16 protein-coding genes are annotated in these 14,567 nt (G+C 65.0%); 11 read left to right on the top strand and 5 right to left on the bottom strand.

The genetic code is table 11. The features are described 5' to 3' along the window. Both ACK41X_RS18650 and ACK41X_RS18655 read left to right on the top strand, forming a co-directional pair. Positions 1–234 (top strand): amidase family protein (locus ACK41X_RS18650; RefSeq protein WP_409726393.1); only part of this gene is annotated, 234 nt, incomplete at its 5' end. Continuing rightward, positions 231–407 carry a hypothetical protein gene (locus ACK41X_RS18655; RefSeq protein ID WP_409726395.1) on the top strand — a complete coding sequence of 59 codons (177 nt, stop codon included), beginning with the start codon at positions 231–233 and terminating at the stop codon, positions 405–407. The genes ACK41X_RS18650 and ACK41X_RS18655, both read left to right, overlap by 4 nt. Before the next feature lie 98 nt (positions 408–505). Here the strand turns inward: ACK41X_RS18655 and ACK41X_RS18660 are convergent, their stop codons facing one another. Continuing rightward, complete coding sequence (locus ACK41X_RS18660; protein ID WP_409726397.1) at positions 506–955, bottom strand: GtrA family protein; 450 nt, start codon at positions 953–955, stop codon at positions 506–508. A 116-nt stretch (positions 956–1,071) separates the two neighbouring features. On the opposite strand from ACK41X_RS18660, the gene ACK41X_RS18665 reads away from it, so the two are divergent. The 3 genes from ACK41X_RS18665 (at position 1,072) to ACK41X_RS18675 (ending at position 3,815) form a co-directional block, all read left to right on the top strand. Next, the gene (locus ACK41X_RS18665) at positions 1,072–2,124 is read left to right on the top strand and encodes a glycosyltransferase family 2 protein (RefSeq protein ID WP_409726399.1); all 1,053 of its coding nucleotides are present in this window, start codon (positions 1,072–1,074) and stop codon (positions 2,122–2,124) included. A 4-nt stretch (positions 2,125–2,128) separates the two neighbouring features. Then, positions 2,129–2,971, top strand: coding sequence for a ChbG/HpnK family deacetylase (locus ACK41X_RS18670; RefSeq protein ID WP_409726401.1), 843 nt, complete (start codon positions 2,129–2,131; stop codon positions 2,969–2,971). Positions 2,972–3,041: 70 nt separating this feature from the next. Further along, complete coding sequence (locus tag ACK41X_RS18675; RefSeq protein WP_409726403.1) at positions 3,042–3,815, top strand: DUF2076 domain-containing protein; 774 nt, start codon at positions 3,042–3,044, stop codon at positions 3,813–3,815. Positions 3,816–3,963: 148 nt separating this feature from the next. Here ACK41X_RS18675 and ACK41X_RS18680 read toward each other — a convergent pair whose 3' ends face one another. Further along, on the bottom strand, positions 3,964–4,704 hold the full coding sequence (locus ACK41X_RS18680; protein WP_409726405.1) for a L,D-transpeptidase: 741 nt from the start codon (positions 4,702–4,704) through the stop codon (positions 3,964–3,966). 276 nt (positions 4,705–4,980) lie between these two features. Here ACK41X_RS18680 and ACK41X_RS18685 point away from each other — a divergent pair, with 276 nt between their 5' ends. Further along, positions 4,981–5,721 (top strand): protein phosphatase CheZ, encoded by a 741-nt coding sequence (locus tag ACK41X_RS18685; protein ID WP_409726407.1) that lies wholly within the window; start codon positions 4,981–4,983, stop codon positions 5,719–5,721. Positions 5,722–5,833: 112 nt separating this feature from the next. Further along, on the top strand, positions 5,834–7,585 hold the full coding sequence (locus tag ACK41X_RS18690) for an adenylate/guanylate cyclase domain-containing protein (RefSeq protein ID WP_409726409.1): 1,752 nt from the start codon (positions 5,834–5,836) through the stop codon (positions 7,583–7,585). Here ACK41X_RS18690 and ACK41X_RS18695 read toward each other — a convergent pair. Continuing rightward, positions 7,578–8,777, bottom strand: a complete 1,200-nt coding sequence (locus tag ACK41X_RS18695) for an MFS transporter (RefSeq protein ID WP_409726411.1) — start codon at positions 8,775–8,777, stop codon at positions 7,578–7,580. The two genes, ACK41X_RS18690 and ACK41X_RS18695, sit on opposite strands and share 8 nt — an antisense overlap. A 167-nt stretch (positions 8,778–8,944) precedes the next feature. Continuing rightward, positions 8,945–9,355, bottom strand: a complete 411-nt coding sequence (locus ACK41X_RS18700) for a hypothetical protein (RefSeq protein ID WP_409726413.1) — start codon at positions 9,353–9,355, stop codon at positions 8,945–8,947. A 428-nt stretch (positions 9,356–9,783) separates the two neighbouring features. On the opposite strand from ACK41X_RS18700, the gene groES reads away from it, so the two are divergent. From groES to ACK41X_RS18715, 3 genes are all read left to right on the top strand, one after another. Next, positions 9,784–10,080 (top strand): co-chaperone GroES, encoded by a 297-nt coding sequence (gene groES / locus ACK41X_RS18705; protein WP_325614275.1) that lies wholly within the window; start codon positions 9,784–9,786, stop codon positions 10,078–10,080. Between the two features lie 142 nt (positions 10,081–10,222). After that, the gene (groL, locus tag ACK41X_RS18710) at positions 10,223–11,869 is read left to right on the top strand and encodes a chaperonin GroEL (protein WP_409726415.1); all 1,647 of its coding nucleotides are present in this window, start codon (positions 10,223–10,225) and stop codon (positions 11,867–11,869) included. 117 nt (positions 11,870–11,986) lie between these two features. Next, the gene (locus ACK41X_RS18715; RefSeq protein ID WP_409726418.1) at positions 11,987–13,153 is read left to right on the top strand and encodes a hypothetical protein; all 1,167 of its coding nucleotides are present in this window, start codon (positions 11,987–11,989) and stop codon (positions 13,151–13,153) included. Positions 13,154–13,166: 13 nt separating this feature from the next. Here ACK41X_RS18715 and ACK41X_RS18720 read toward each other — a convergent pair whose 3' ends face one another. After that, on the bottom strand, positions 13,167–13,580 hold the full coding sequence (locus tag ACK41X_RS18720) for an META domain-containing protein (RefSeq protein WP_409726420.1): 414 nt from the start codon (positions 13,578–13,580) through the stop codon (positions 13,167–13,169). Between the two features lie 128 nt (positions 13,581–13,708). Here ACK41X_RS18720 and ACK41X_RS18725 point away from each other — a divergent pair. Further along, positions 13,709–14,567, top strand: an 859-nt coding sequence (locus ACK41X_RS18725; RefSeq protein WP_409726421.1) for a metal ABC transporter substrate-binding protein, incomplete at its 3' end; no start/stop codon positions are given.

The following is a 14,567-nucleotide window of genomic DNA, read 5'->3' on the forward strand; positions in this document are numbered from 1 at the left end:
GGACCGGCGCCGGGGCCGCAGACCACCGGCAATCCGGTATTCTGTTCTCCCTGGACCTATCTGGGTGTGCCGGCCGTGACCGTGCCGCTGCTGCAATCCGCAGACGGCATGCCGATTGGCGTTCAGATCGTTGCCCGGCGCGGCGACGACGCAAAATTGTTGCGCACGGCGCGCTGGATCGCCGATGCGGTCGGCGGCAGGGCATCCCGCCGCGGAAAGGGGCGACCGAAATGACCAACATCATTGCCGGCTTGATTGGCCTTGCGCTGCTGCTCGGCTATCTCGGGATACTCGTCTGGTCAGTGAATTCGCTGCCGTTTACGCTGATCGCGGCCGTCTCGGTCGCCATTCTCCTGTACGATTTCTATCTCAGCGCCCTGAAGCGCAACGGTCTGAATCGGCGCTAGATATAGACTAACAAGCCTGCTGAAGAAGGCACGCGACGGCAGCTTGCGGTCGTGAGTCCGCGGCCTCTTGCGATCTGCGGCGCGTCTCTCGCCCTCGATCAGGCTTTCGGTCTGCGGAACACCACGAAATGCGAGATCGAAAAGTTCACGAGAAAACTAACCCCGATCGCGAGCAGTTTCGCATACAGGACGGGCAGCGCCATGGCGGCCAGAACGAGGGTCGTGGTTGCCGCGATCAGTCCGAGTAGCTGCGAGGCAACGAAGCCCAGATAGGCCCGGACAGAGAGCTGCCGTCCGGACTCGGCGGCAAACGTGATGAACGAGTTCATCACATAGGAACCGGTGACAGCCACGCACCAGGCCATCACATTCGCGGCCACAAGCGAGGCGGTCAGGTATTTCAGCGCCAGCAGGAACAGGGCGAGATCGACCAGCGAATTGATGACGCCGATCGAGGCGAAGCTCATCGCCTTGAGCACCAGTGCCTGTCGCCGCAAAGCCGCCACGATGCGCGGCAGAAAGCCCTGCAATTTCGTCGAATCCGGCATGAGATGGCGTTAACTTTCTGAAAAATCGACGCTTTCTGAACAAAAGCTCATGCAACACAGGGGCTGACGGTATATGTTTCCCCCTGAGCCGCGCACGGCCGGGACGAAGCGCGACAATGGCAACGCGATCGAGACCAGACGGACATACATCTTCCGCAGCGGCGCGCAAGCAGGCGGCGCCTGGGCTTTCCATTGTCGTGCCCTGCTTCAACGAAGCCGACAATCTGCCGGCCTTCCACGCGCGGCTGTGCGAGACCGCGCAAGCTCTGCGCGAGACCCGCGGCCTGAAAATCGAAGTCGTCTATGTCGACGACGGCTCGCGCGACAATACCTATGCGGTCGCGAGCGCCCTTCCGGCGATCGGGCTCGATGTGCAGACGCTGTCGCTGTCGCGCAATTTCGGAAAGGAAGCGGCCCTGATGGCCGGCATGCAGCATGCCCGCCACGCCGCGCTGTTGTTCATGGACGGCGACGGACAGCATCCCTCGACCCTGATCGAGCGCATGGTCGGGCACTGGCTCGACGACGGCTATGATGTGATCTACACCGCCAAGGCGCATCGCGACGAGGAATCGTTGCTGCGCCGCGCCGGGGTGAAAGCGTTCTACGCGCTGATTAATTTCCGCGCGCGGCACAAGATACCGGAAGACGCCGGCGATTTCCGTCTGCTGTCGCCGCGCGCCGCCGATGCGCTCAAGCAATTGCCGGAACGCAACCGCTTCTTCAAGGGGCTGTCGAGCTGGATCGGCTTCAAGCAACTGCGCATCGACTACGAGCCGTCCGAGCGCAAGCACGGTCGCACCAGCTGGAATCTCGGTTCGCTGATCGGGCTGTCGATCGAAGGACTGACCTCGTTCTCGGTGGCGCCGCTGCGGGTGGCGAGCCTGCTCGGGATCTTGCTTGCGGCCGGCGCATTCTTCTTCGGCATGACCATCCTCTACGAGACGCTGGTCTACGGCAAATCGGTGCCGGGCTATCCGTCGGTGATTGTCGGCCTGATGGTGCTTGGCGGCGTGCAGCTGATCATGATCGGCGTACTCGGCGAATATATCGGCAAGATTCTCTCCGAGCAGAAGGCGCGTCCGGTCTATTTCGTCGCCGAGCATCGTACCCGCTCGGAGGCGGATGCCGAGGCCGGCGATCAACATCAGCCGGGCGCAGCAGCCTGATCCGATGACTCCGATGGGCGTGCGGCGCATCGTTCTTTGCGCGGACGATTACGGTCTCTCCCCCGGCGTCAATGCAGCGATCCGCAGCCTCATCGCACGCGGACGCCTCAATGCCACCTCCGCCATGGTCGTGGCGCGCGCACTTACACAGACCGAGGCCGCAGCGCTTGCGGCGCTGAAGCGCGAGACGCCGCGTCTGCAGATCGGCCTGCATTTTACATTAACGGCACCCTTCGCACCGCTCACGGCCGGTTACGCGCCACTCGATAGCGGTGCTTTCCTGCCGCTCGCGGCGACGCTCGGCCGGGCCATATTCGGGCGTCTCGATGAAAGCAAAATCGTAACCGAGCTGCAGACGCAGATCGAAGCATTTGTCGCGGCGTTCGGCTTTGCGCCCGATTACGTCGATGGGCATCAGCATGTGCAGGTTTTTCCGCAGGTGCGCGATGCGGTGCTCGCGGTGATGCGCGACGCCCTGCCCGGAGCATGGGTCCGGCAATGCGGCCGCGCCACGCCGCTATGGGCGCGGTTCGGCGACCGCAAGGCGTTGCTGCTCGATCGGTTGAGCGCTGGATTTCGCAAACGTTCAGCCGCGGCCGGCGTGCCGTTCAATCCGGGCTTTGCCGGCACCTATGCTTTCCGCGGCGCGGCCGATTTCTCTGGGCTTTTTCCGCGGTTTCTCGATGGGCTGCCCGATGGCGGTGTCGTCATGTGTCATCCCGGATTTGTCGATGACGCGCTCAAGGCGCTGGATCCGCTCACGGATTTGCGCGAGCGGGAATACGAATTCTTCGCCTCGGACGCATTTCCGGCCTTGCTTCATCAAAACCGCGTCACCTTGTCGTGACATCTCCCGCGCCGCCGAAGGGCTCCTTACATGATGCAAGCCCGCAGTTGCGGCACCGGAGGAGGACGTGATGACACCGCAGGAACGTAAACTGGTCGAGGATCTGTTCGATCGGCTTGCGACGCTCGAATACAAGCCGCGCGAAGCCGATGCGGAGAATGTGATCCGTGCCGGCCTGCGCCGGGCGCCGAATGCGACCTACGCGCTGGTGCAGACCGTGCTGCTGCAGGAAGAAGCGTTGCGGCGGGCGAATGAACGCATCCAGGAGCTGGAAGCAGCCGCCGATGAGCCGGAACAGAGCGGCGGCTTCCTCGGTGCGATGCGCGATACCGTGTTCGGCGGCGGCAATGCGCGCGGCTCGGTCCCGCAGATCGGCGGCGACCGCTCCGGCGAACGCCCCGGTGATCGGCCAATGGGCCTGCCAGCGGGTCTGCAGAGACCGGGCGACCAGTATCACGCACAAGGCGGCGCACCCTATCAACAGCAGACGGAACCGGCGCGTGCCGGCATGGGCGGCTCGTTTCTCGGCACCGCCGCCGCCGCTGCGGCCGGCGTGATCGGCGGCACCATGCTGATGAATGCGCTGAAGGGCGCCTTCGGCGGCGGCGAGGCCAAGGCTCAAGGCATCGGCGACATGTCCGGTCAGCAGGCTTCGGCAAATCCGTGGGGGGAAGCCGCGGGGGGCGGCGACCTGGCGCGGCAGGCGGGCATCGACAATATCGGCAGGCCCGGCGGCGACGGCGCGCGCGCCAGCGCCTACGAGCCGGCGCACGAACCGATGGACGACGGCGAGATGATGCCCGACGACGACGGCGGCTTTTTCGACTTCGACGCCGACATCTGAGCCTGACGGCAATCCAATAAAAAAGCCCGCTCAGGGAGCAACGCTCCTCGAGCGGGCTTTCATTTTGGCCGGGCCGGCCCAGCCTGCGCGCCGGCTGGGGTCCTGACGCGACAGGCGAGGCGCGGCCCGCTGATCGCCGCTTTTGCGATCAGATGACGATAACCTTGGTGCCGACCTTCACGCGGTCGTAGAGATCGACCACATCCTCGTTGCGCATGCGGATGCAGCCCGACGACACCGCCTGACCGATGGTCCAGGGCTCGTTCGAGCCATGGATGCGATAGAGCGAGGAGCCGAGATAAAGCGCGCGCGCGCCGAGCGGATTGTCCGGGCCGCCGGCCATGTGGCGCGGCAGATGCGGCTGGCGCGCCAGCATTTCCTTCGGCGGCACCCAGTCCGGCCATTCGGCCTTGCGGGTAACGGTCTTGACCCCGGCCCAGGAAAAGCCCGGACGCCCGACCCCGATGCCGTAGCGGATGGCGGTGCCGTCGCCCTGCACGAGATACAGGAAGCGCTGCGGCGTGTTGACGATGATGGTGCCTGGTTTCTCGTTGCCCGAATAAGGCACGACCTGCCTCGCAAAGCGCGGATCGAAGCCGCGCTGCATGCCATGGTCGGCTTGAGCTGTCCCGCCGGAATACATGCCGGGCTGATAATGGCCGGGCGCACGCATCTCGCCGGGATCGACCGGCGCTCCGGGATAGGCGGGTTGCGCGCGCAGACGCGGTTGTGTCCCCATCTGGCCGCCGCCGAACAGGAACTCGATGAATCCGCCGCCCATATTTGAGCCGGCCGGCGCGCCATAGGTTTGCGCATGGGCCGGGATTGAAACCTGCGCAGCAAGGGCGACGCCCATGGCTGCGGCATAGACAAGACCAGAACGCTTCATCGACGCTGCTCACACTTGCTGGATACACGGCTCCGCGATCACGCGGCGCCCTTACGCGCAAACGACTACACGGTAAAAATCGGTCCGAATGGTAAATGGGCGGACGGCAACGCATCGCTAACCACGATCCGGCGCGCTTTACCTGCAGTTAGCGTTTATTTTGGGTGAAGCGTCGTGGTTAATGCTTCGCTGACGGCGCTTTCGCCTGCACAGCGCGGCGGCATGAACCGCGCATTAAGCCGCGGCTGATAATCGCTGTCGCCGGGGCCGACCAGCATGCCGACACCGCGCAAGGTTTACCGGATCGAAGAAGCGCTGCAGATGGCGGCGGAGCCGCAGGATGACGCATTCGTGGCGGATGCGCCGTCCGTTCCAGCTGACGTGATTGCGGAATTGCGCGCGATCCGCCTGCTGATGCAAAGGCGCCCCGATGGCGCCGCCGGCGATCCGAAGAACGACGCGCAGTCGAGCGAGACCCGGCAGCTCAAGATCGAGCTCGATGTGATTGGCGACGCCGTCAAGCAGACCCGCTGCGAAATCGCCGCGATGCAGGATCGCGGCTTTCACGCCTCCCAAATCGCCCGCGTCGCCAAGGAACTCGACGCCGCCTTCCATGACGCCACGGCAGCCGCCGATCGCATCCTCACTGCGGCCGAAGACATCGACCGGAAGGCCCTTGCCCTTGCCGCTTGTCTGAACGACGGGCGCTATGGGCATGGGCATGGCGTGGCAAAGGACATCCAGGATCGCGTCACCGCGATCTACGAAGCCTGCAATTTTCATGACCTGACCGGGCAGCGTTTCACCAAAGTGGCGCAGACATTGAAGGCCATCGAAGACCATTTGGCCCGTATCGTGGAGATCTGGAGCGTGATCGACCGCTTCCAGGTGGACGCCGTGCCGTCCGACGCCGGCCGGCCCGACAGCTTGCTGAGCGGACCCAAGCTGAACGGCGACAGCGGTCATTCAACCCAGGACGAGATCGACAGGCATTTCCTTGTGGTTGATCGGGCCTGACGGGCGAGACCTCGGGAGCCGGAATCGGGACCATAACCGCCTTCGTTCCATCCGCGCGCTTTCGGCATGCACAGGTGGTATAACGGCCGTCCCGTCTGGTCGGTCCGATTTCATGCCCGCTTCCCACCATGTCACGCACGACGCTTCGCCCCACCGCGCCAAAGCCGTGCGGTTGACGGAGGGCGCGCGGCTGGTGCGCTCCTATGCCAGGCTCATCAGCGGGCTCGTGCTGTTCAGCTTTGTGCTGTGCCACTTCATCAGTCATATGGCCCTGATCGTGTCGGTGCCGTTTGCCGAGCAGGTGTTCGGCGTGCTGATGAAGCCCTGGCAGAGCGGCGCCGGAACGTTTGTGCTTATGGCCGCTCTCGCCGTCCATCTGCTCAATGCGCTCTGGTCGATCTATATCCGCCGCTATCTGCGGATGCCGGTCTGGGAAGCGGCGCAAATCGTGCTCGGACTTGCGATCCCGCCGCTGATCATCATCCACGTCATCGGCACCAAGGTTGCGGACACCTTCTTCGACACCGATAACAGTTACTCTTCTGTGCTCGCCTCACATTGGCTCGGCCCGCCGGTCCTGCTCGGCGCGCCATGGCTGGTCTATCTGCATATCGCCGCAATCCTTGTGCTGTGGACCCATGCCTGCATCGGCCTGCATTTCTGGCTGCGCACCAAGAAATGGTACCGCAACGTTGCGCCGCTGCTCGGTGCCTTCGCCATCCTGATCCCGGTGCTGGCGCTCGCCGGCTATATCTCCGGCGGCAACCAGATCCTGCGCGATGCGCAGGATCCCGATTTCGTGCCCGAACTGATCCGCGAAGCCAGGTTGTCGCGGGAGGCCGTCGCGCATGTCTGGCGCATCATCGGCCTTGCGTTCTGGATCTATGGCGGTCTGGTTGTCCTGCCGTTCGTGGCTCGTGCCCTGCGCAGCCTGGTTCACCAGCTTCACCGGCCGCCGCGGCTGACCCATGGCGTCGGGCGCAGCATGCCGGTCCTCGCCGGCGCGACAGTGCTCGAAACGCTGCGGGCCAATGGCATCGCCCATGCCGCGGTCTGCGGCGGACGCGCCCGCTGCACCACCTGCCGGATCCGTGTCACCAGGGGATTGTTTGCGCTTCCGCAGCCGGCGGGCCTGGAAGCAGCCGCGCTCGCCCGCATCGGCGCCGAGGACGGGGTGCGGCTCGCCTGTCAGCTGCGTCCGACCGCCGACATTGCTGTTGTGCCGCTGCTCACGGCCGATTCCACGGCGGCGCACGGCCTGATCCGCGCCGGCAGTGAAGGCAGCGAGCGGCTCCTGACGGTGATGTTCATCGATCTGCGCGGTTCGACCACGCTCGGCGAAGCGCGCATGCCCTACGATGTGCTGTTCATCCTCAACCAGTTCTTCGACGAGATGAGCAAGGCGCTGCAGCGGACCGGCGGCCATTATTCCAACTTCACCGGCGACGGGTTGATGGCGATCTACGGGCTCGACACGACGGATCCGAAGCAGGGCGCGATGCAGGCGATGCGGGGCGCGCGCGAGATGCTGACGCGTCTCGACCAGGTCAATGCGCGCCTCAAGCACGACCTGAAAGAACCGCTGCGGATCGGCGTCGGCATCCATTTCGGCGAGGCGATCGTCGGCGCCATGGGACCGCCCGGCTCGCAGATCATCACCGCCATCGGCGATACGGTGAACACCACGGCGCGTCTCGAAGGCCTGACCAAGGACTTTGGCTGTCCGATCATCGTGTCGCAGGCGGCGGCGCAGGCCGCCGGGCTGAAGGTCGAGGGGCTGACGCTGCATCACGCCCCGGTCAAGGGCCGTTCCGAGCCGGTGGCGTTCTATGCGCTGACCACCGTGCCGGAGACCGTCAGCTAGGCGCCTTCGGGCGCCGGATCGCGATCAGGCAGGCGAGCGAAACGACGCCGAAGGCGGCCGTCACCGCAAGCGCCGCAGCATCGCCGCGATGCTCCACCACAAAGGCGAGCGCAACCGGCGCGACCGCCTGCATCACCTGGAACGGCTTGGCGATCCGACCGAGCACGCGACCGTAGCCGCTTGCGCCGAACAATGCGAGCGGCACGGCGCCCCGCGCGATGGTCAGAAGGCCATTGCCGGCGCCGAACATGATCGCGAAGGCGATCGCCGCAAACAGCGTGAAGCCGAATATCGCGAGCACCGCGAACCCTGCGAGCAGCAATGCGACGGAGAATCGCGCCAGATTGAGCGGATGCGCGCGGCCGCCAAAGGCCAGCTCGCAGATCCGCGCAGCGACCTGCGACGGCCCGAACAATGCGCCGATCATGACCGCGGTCGCCGGATCGATGCCCGCGCGGCCGAACATCGCGATCAGATGCGCCGCAAGGCCGGACGGGATGAAGGCATAGGCTGCAAATGCCGCAGCGACCAGAAAGAAGACCAGTCCGCCCGGCGGCAGATACGCGGGCAGTGTCTGGCTTGTGTCGCTGTCCTGAGGCGCTGGCGCCGCCCTGGTGCGCGGCAGCGCAAAGGCATGCAGTGGCGCCGATACCAGCGCGAGCACGCAGGCGAAGATGAGATAGGTCCCGCGCCAGTCCGTGAAGGTCAGCGAAACTTGCGTCGCGGGCCAGCTCACGGTCGACGCAAAGCCGCCGGCCAGCGTGAGATAGGTGATCGGCTTGCGTGCGCCGGTGCCGAAAATGCGGCCGAGCGTGGCGAAGGCCGGATCGTAGAGATTGGCGGCGATCGCAACGCCAAGAAGCATCCAGACCGCGAGATAGGCCACCGGATGCGCGGCAAAGGCGAGCAGCGCCACCGCGCAGGCGCCGATCAGCGACCCTGCGGCCATGACCAGATGACCGCCATAGCGGTCGATCAGGCCGCCGACCGTGGGTGCGGTCGATCCAGCCACCAGCAGCGCGAGCGAAAAGCCTGCCATCGCAAACGACAGCGACCACCCGCGGTCGGCTGCGATCAGCGGCATCATCAGCACCGGCGGATAGAACAGGATGCCCCACGCCAAAATCTGGGTCACACCCAGCACCAGGACGGCGCGCCATGGACCAAGGATGAAAGCGCGGAGAGAGGGCATGGCAGGCGGCGCTTTCCCGATGATCGGCGCCAGGCTTTCGATCGATGTTGCGGACGCGGGAAGGGTGCATCCGGACGAACCTGTCCGACGCTATCACATGCCGGACGACCTCACGCCTCGTACCAGCGCACTTAGGTCAGCCGTATCCCAACGCGCCTTGGTACCGGCTACCGGGCGGCCTGCGGCGCGCAGCGCACGAACACCTGCGTGCCGTAGCGGCCGGAGACTTCCGGGTCGAGGAAACGCACGGTCATGGTGCGGCCGTCAAACGACGTGATTTCGCGATCCTGCAGGCCGCCCGCGGGCTCACCGGCCGGGCCGATATAGGTCTTGTTGCCCGGTCCGCCCTTGAGGCGCAATTCTTCCGGCTGCGCCTTGTCCGGCATATGCATGATGACGCCGCCGGTCGGACCCATCGCGATGTTATACGGCTGACGGCAGCCATTCCGGGCGGCGGCCTCTGTCCGCTTGAGATCCTGCGGATTGTGGAAGGCGGCCAGTCCCCAGCGTCCGGTGATTTCCTGCGGCTTGATGGCTGGCGGAATTTCGGCCGCCACCGGCGCGGTGGTGGCGGGCACGTTCCCGGAACCGGCACAAGCCCCTAACGTGAGCGCCCCCGCGAGCCCCACAATCGCATGGATCGGCAAACGACGCCGTACTGACATGGCTCGACCTCGATCTGCAGAGGGTCCCCGGCCCCCGTGCGGTGTCACTGTGCTGTCAAGATCGCTGATGCGCAAGTCTTTGGTGCGGCTGAGGAGAATGCGATCCCGGCGACCTTGATACGAAGATGATCCGGTTCCGTAAAGCCACGCCTGACTGCGCACAGATTTGCCGTTGGTTGCGCGGCCGATCCCTCAACGGCCGGTTCGCCCCGGAAAGCTTGACATCCCGCCCATTCGCCTCCTACACCCTGCCCATTGGCACTCTTTTGATCCGAGTGCCAAATGACTGCGAAATCAGCAAATTTCAGCGCCGCAGCAGCGCAATCGCCCGCGAGGAAAACATGGCCAAGACCAAATTCCGCCCCCTGCATGACCGTGTGGTCGTGCGCCGCATCCAAGCCGATGAAAAGACCAAAGGCGGCATCATCATTCCAGACACCGCCAAGGAGAAGCCGCAGGAAGGCGAAGTCATCGCCACTGGCCCCGGCGGCCGCGACGAGAGCGGCAAGCTGGTTCCGCTCGACGTGAAGGCGGGAGACCGCGTGCTGTTCGGCAAGTGGTCCGGCACCGAAGTGAAGCTCGACGGCGAGGAACTCCTGATCATGAAGGAGTCCGACATCATGGGCGTCGTCGGCTGACATCCACCCGGTAACGCCGTCATGCCCGGCCTTGTGCCGGGCATCCACGTTTGCCGGGACGAAATCAAGACGTGGATGGCCGGGACGGGTCTGGCCATGACGCAAGTGACAGGCGCTCCCAATATTCAAGGAGAGATTCCAGATGGCTGCCAAGGACGTAAAATTTTCAAGCGACGCGCGCGAGCGGATGCTGCGCGGCGTCGACATCCTCGCCAATGCGGTGAAGGTCACGCTCGGCCCCAAGGGCCGCAATGTCGTGCTCGACAAGTCGTTCGGCGCCCCGCGCATCACCAAGGACGGCGTCACGGTGGCGAAGGAAATCGAACTCGAGGACAAGTTCGAGAATATGGGCGCGCAGATGGTGCGCGAGGTCGCCGCCAAGACCAACGACCGTGCCGGTGACGGCACCACCACCGCAACCGTACTGGCTCAGGCGATCGTGCGCGAAGGCGCCAAGTCGGTCGCAGCCGGCATGAATCCGATGGACCTGAAGCGCGGCGTCGATCTTGCAGTCGCAGCGGTGGTGAAGGATATCGAGAAGCGCGCCAAGCCGGTGGCCTCGTCGGCCGAGGTGGCGCAGGTCGGCACCATCTCCTCCAATGGCGACCAGACCGTCGGCAAGATGATCGCCCAGGCCATGCAGAAGGTCGGTAATGAGGGCGTGATCACGGTCGAGGAAGCCAAGGCGCTCGAGACCGAAGTCGAGATCGTCGAAGGCATGCAGTTCGACCGCGGTTATCTCTCGCCCTATTTCGTCACCAACGCCGAGAAGATGATCGCCGAGCTGGAGGACGCCTATATCCTCCTGCACGAGAAGAAGCTGTCCGGCCTGCAGGCGATGCTCCCGCTGCTCGAGGCGGTGGTGCAGTCGGGCCGCCCGCTGGTCATCATCGCCGAGGACGTCGAGGGCGAAGCGCTGGCGACGCTGGTGGTCAACCGCCTGCGCGGCGGCCTGAAGGTCGCGGCCGTGAAGGCGCCCGGCTTCGGCGACCGCCGCAAGGCCATGCTGGAAGACATCGCCATCCTCACCGGCGGCCAGCTGATCTCCGACGATCTCGGGATGAAGCTGGAGAACGTGACCCTCAACATGCTGGGCCGCGCCAAGAAGGTGATCATGGAGAAGGAAAAGACCACGATCGTCAAAGGCGCCGGCAAGAAGGCCGATATCGAGGCCCGCGTCGCGCAGATCAAGGCGCAGATCGAGGAAACCACCTCCGACTACGACAAGGAGAAGCTGCAGGAGCGGCTGGCCAAGCTCGCCGGCGGCGTTGCCATCATCCGGGTCGGCGGCGCGACCGAGATCGAGGTGAAGGAAAAGAAGGACCGCGTCGAGGATGCGCTGAACGCCACCCGCGCTGCGGTCGAGGAAGGCATCGTGCCGGGCGGCGGCACGGCGCTCTTGCGCGCCAAGAAGGCGATCGGCCGCATCAGCAACGACAATTCGGACATCCAGGCCGGCATCAATATCGTGCTGAAGGCGCTTGAGGCGCCGATCCGTCAGATCGCGGAGAATGCGGGCGTCGAAGGTTCGATCGTGGTCGGCAAGATCATGGAGAACAAGTCCGAGACCTTCGGCTTCGACGCGCAGAACGAGGACTATGTCGACCTCGTCGAGAAGGGCATCATCGATCCGGTGAAGGTGGTGCGCACCGCCTTGCAGGATGCGGCCTCGGTGGCCGGCCTCCTGATCACCACCGAGGCGATGGTCGCCGAACTGCCAAAGGATCCGGCGCCGGCGATGCCCGGTGGCGGTGGCGGCATGGGCGGTATGGGCGGCATGGGCTTCTGATTTCGTCCGTCCCAGTCACGCTTTGGCAAGGCGCGGCGCGAGCCGCGCCTTTTTTCTGTGCCGGAACACTTCGCGTGCTAGCATTTTGGTGATTTGCCAGTTGCGGAGGCCCTGACGATGCGCGTATGGCCGGTTGCGGTCCTTGTTCTTGCCTGTAGCGTCCTGCCGGCGCAGGCGCAGACAGTGCGCTATTTCAACGGCGTCTATGGATTGCTCGGTGACATCGAGACCGATGCGTTCCTGAAAGAGACGCGGCAGGGCGGCAAGGTGATGTCCGCCGAGCTCGACGTCTGCCACGCGGTTTCGCCCGGCTCGCCGCTGCGCGACCGTTTCGTGGTGACACTGAAGCCCCAGGGCAACCGGCTGGTCGGATCGGGCCAGACCCAGGAGCGCAAGCAGCCGGTCACGGTCGATCTGCGGCGCTCGGCCACCGGCAACAGCTATACGTTCGAAGGGACTGTAAAGCTCGGCGATCAGACGCTCGCCGCCTCGTCCGACGACCTCGCCGACATGAGCGCCAAGGAATTCGAGGAGCAGACTGCATTCGAGGAATCCATCGTCGAAAATCCCGCCGATTTCCGCGAGGTGACGCCAGGCACACTTGCCGTCCGCGTCGCGCGCGGATCGATGGTGGAGCTTCTCAAGGCGCTGCGGGGGGAGCAGGTCAAGGTTCAGGGCTACAGCATCGCACCGAGCTGCGAAGCGTTGCGGCGCGGCACCGTGGATGTGCAGCTCGACGTCGATCCGGAACGCGCCGCCGCATTGATCGGCAAGATCAAGGCGCTGCCGGGCGTTGCCAAGGCTGGTTGGACCAGCGGCGGTATCGATCTCAATCGCGCAGTCCGGATTCCGGCGGGCGAGTTCCGCGATGCCTCCGGTCAGCTCGACCGGAAGAAAATCGGCGAGGCGATTGCCGCAATCGCGGCCAAATCGTTTTCCGGGCGGCCGGGCAGTGTGGCGTGGGATGAGGTCACCGGCGAACTCACCGTCATCGTGAAGCGGCCCGACATCACGGTTCCCGAGCTCGGGCTGACCGAGGTGATCGCGATCCCGTTTTCGATCAGCGCCGAGACGCCCGGCGCAAAGGACGCGCTGGTGCTCCGGATCGGGCAGGCCGACAGCGAAATTCAGGACGACGGCGACGGCCCACGGCTGAAGCTTGCCTTTGCGCAGAACAGTGAGGAATCGGCCGAGCTTGCAGGGATCGACAATCTTCAGGCCGCGCTCGCGCGCGAACTGAAGGGACAGATCTGGGATGCCGACAAGGAGACCTGGGCGAAATGAACGCGCGCCCTGCCTAGTTCGTCGACGGCCGCCAGCGCAGCGGTTCGGGACCGTCCAGCACCAGCAGCACGCCCTCCCAGCGCCAGGCGCTGACCTGCATCAGCTTGCTCAGAAAATCCTTGTCGGCCTCAAGCTGCGCCGCCGAGCATTGGTTGTCGCGCAGCGACGTCGGCATGATGGTAATGGTGCGATCGACCACCACCGCACGGCCGCGGCCGGTGGCGCACCACAGGTCGATTTCGACCGCGCCGCTCTCGGAAAATTGCAGCCACGGAAGACGCTTGGAGCCGCGCATGGGTTCGGCCTCGAGCCGCAATTCGGTGGCGTAAGGGAATGCCTTTTGCGCGAATGCCAGCCCGCCCGGTATCGTCAGGGCGACACAGGCGGCCAGCGCACAAGCGGCGGCGCGACGCAGCGCAGACATCATGCAGACGTTCCTTTCGGCAGTTTGCGGCAGGCTGGCCCGCTCACATGAAATTTCGGCCACACGAGGATTGGCGGCGTGGATCGGCGGCGGCAGGCAACCTATAATGCCGCAGACAACCGGACAACGACATGACAAGACTGTTTCTCGCCCTCGTGGCCTTCACGGCGTTCGTATCCACAGCCCAGGCACAGGACCGGCTGCGCATCGTCACCACCACCGGCGATCTGCGCGTGCTGGCAAAGGCGGTTGGCGCCGAGCGCGTCATCGTCACCAGCCTCGTGCCGCCGGGCGAGCGGCCGGAGCGCTACGCACCCCGGCTGCAGGAGACCTCGGTCCTGAAGGGCGCGCGGGTCGTGGTCCGGGCCGGACCCGCGATTGACGGCTGGTTCGACAAGCTTCTGGCGCGCGCGGCACAGAAGAACGGCCGTACCGGCATCGAGCGCGGCGAGAAAGGGCATGTCGACGCCTCGGCCGCCGTGGCGGCGACCGACCCGACGCTGGTCGCGGCTGGATTTGCCGCGCGCAACCGCCGTTCCCAGCGCGGCGCTGCGACGCTGCATTTCTGGCTCGATCCCAAGACCGCCGACGCCATCACCGCGGCGATGGTGAAGGCCTTCTCCGAGGTCGATCCGGATAACAAGCGCTATTACGAACAGAACCGCGCCGCCTTTCTGTCGCGTCTCGACCAGAAGCTCGGCGAATGGACCATGCGGCTCGCGCCGCTCAAGGGCGAGCCGCTGATCGCCTTTCACGACGATTGGGACTTTTTCGCAAAGCGCTTCGATCTCAACATCGTCGAATTCATTACCGAGCGCGATGGCGCCCCGCCCAAGCTCGGCCGGATCGGACAGCTCGCGAAGCTGATGAAGGACAAGAAGATCCGCTTCATCCTGGCCGAGGCGAACCAGCCGGAGCGGCATTCCAATATGCTTGCGGAACGTACCGGCGCCACGGTGGTGCAGCTCGCCGGCAGCATCGGGATGCTGC

It is taken from the genome of Pseudorhodoplanes sp. (genome assembly GCF_046289595.1).
GTDB lineage: Bacteria > Pseudomonadota > Alphaproteobacteria > Rhizobiales > Xanthobacteraceae > Pseudorhodoplanes.

What these genes read in the sequence shown, in the direction of transcription:
- ACK41X_RS18655 (WP_409726395.1), top strand. Translation starts at nt 231, where the DNA reads ATGACCAACATCATTGCCGGCTTGATTGGCCTTGCGCTGCTGCTCGGC.
- ACK41X_RS18660 (WP_409726397.1), bottom strand. Translation starts at nt 955, where the DNA reads ATGCCGGATTCGACGAAATTGCAGGGCTTTCTGCCGCGCATCGTGGCG.
- ACK41X_RS18665 (WP_409726399.1), top strand. Translation starts at nt 1,072, where the DNA reads ATGGCAACGCGATCGAGACCAGACGGACATACATCTTCCGCAGCGGCG.
- ACK41X_RS18670 (WP_409726401.1), top strand. Translation starts at nt 2,129, where the DNA reads ATGACTCCGATGGGCGTGCGGCGCATCGTTCTTTGCGCGGACGATTAC.
- ACK41X_RS18675 (WP_409726403.1), top strand. Translation starts at nt 3,042, where the DNA reads ATGACACCGCAGGAACGTAAACTGGTCGAGGATCTGTTCGATCGGCTT.
- ACK41X_RS18680 (WP_409726405.1), bottom strand. Translation starts at nt 4,704, where the DNA reads ATGAAGCGTTCTGGTCTTGTCTATGCCGCAGCCATGGGCGTCGCCCTT.
- ACK41X_RS18685 (WP_409726407.1), top strand. Translation starts at nt 4,981, where the DNA reads ATGCCGACACCGCGCAAGGTTTACCGGATCGAAGAAGCGCTGCAGATG.
- ACK41X_RS18690 (WP_409726409.1), top strand. Translation starts at nt 5,834, where the DNA reads ATGCCCGCTTCCCACCATGTCACGCACGACGCTTCGCCCCACCGCGCC.
- ACK41X_RS18695 (WP_409726411.1), bottom strand. Translation starts at nt 8,777, where the DNA reads ATGCCCTCTCTCCGCGCTTTCATCCTTGGTCCATGGCGCGCCGTCCTG.
- groES (WP_325614275.1), top strand. Translation starts at nt 9,784, where the DNA reads ATGGCCAAGACCAAATTCCGCCCCCTGCATGACCGTGTGGTCGTGCGC.
- groL (WP_409726415.1), top strand. Translation starts at nt 10,223, where the DNA reads ATGGCTGCCAAGGACGTAAAATTTTCAAGCGACGCGCGCGAGCGGATG.
- ACK41X_RS18715 (WP_409726418.1), top strand. Translation starts at nt 11,987, where the DNA reads ATGCGCGTATGGCCGGTTGCGGTCCTTGTTCTTGCCTGTAGCGTCCTG.
- ACK41X_RS18720 (WP_409726420.1), bottom strand. Translation starts at nt 13,580, where the DNA reads ATGATGTCTGCGCTGCGTCGCGCCGCCGCTTGTGCGCTGGCCGCCTGT.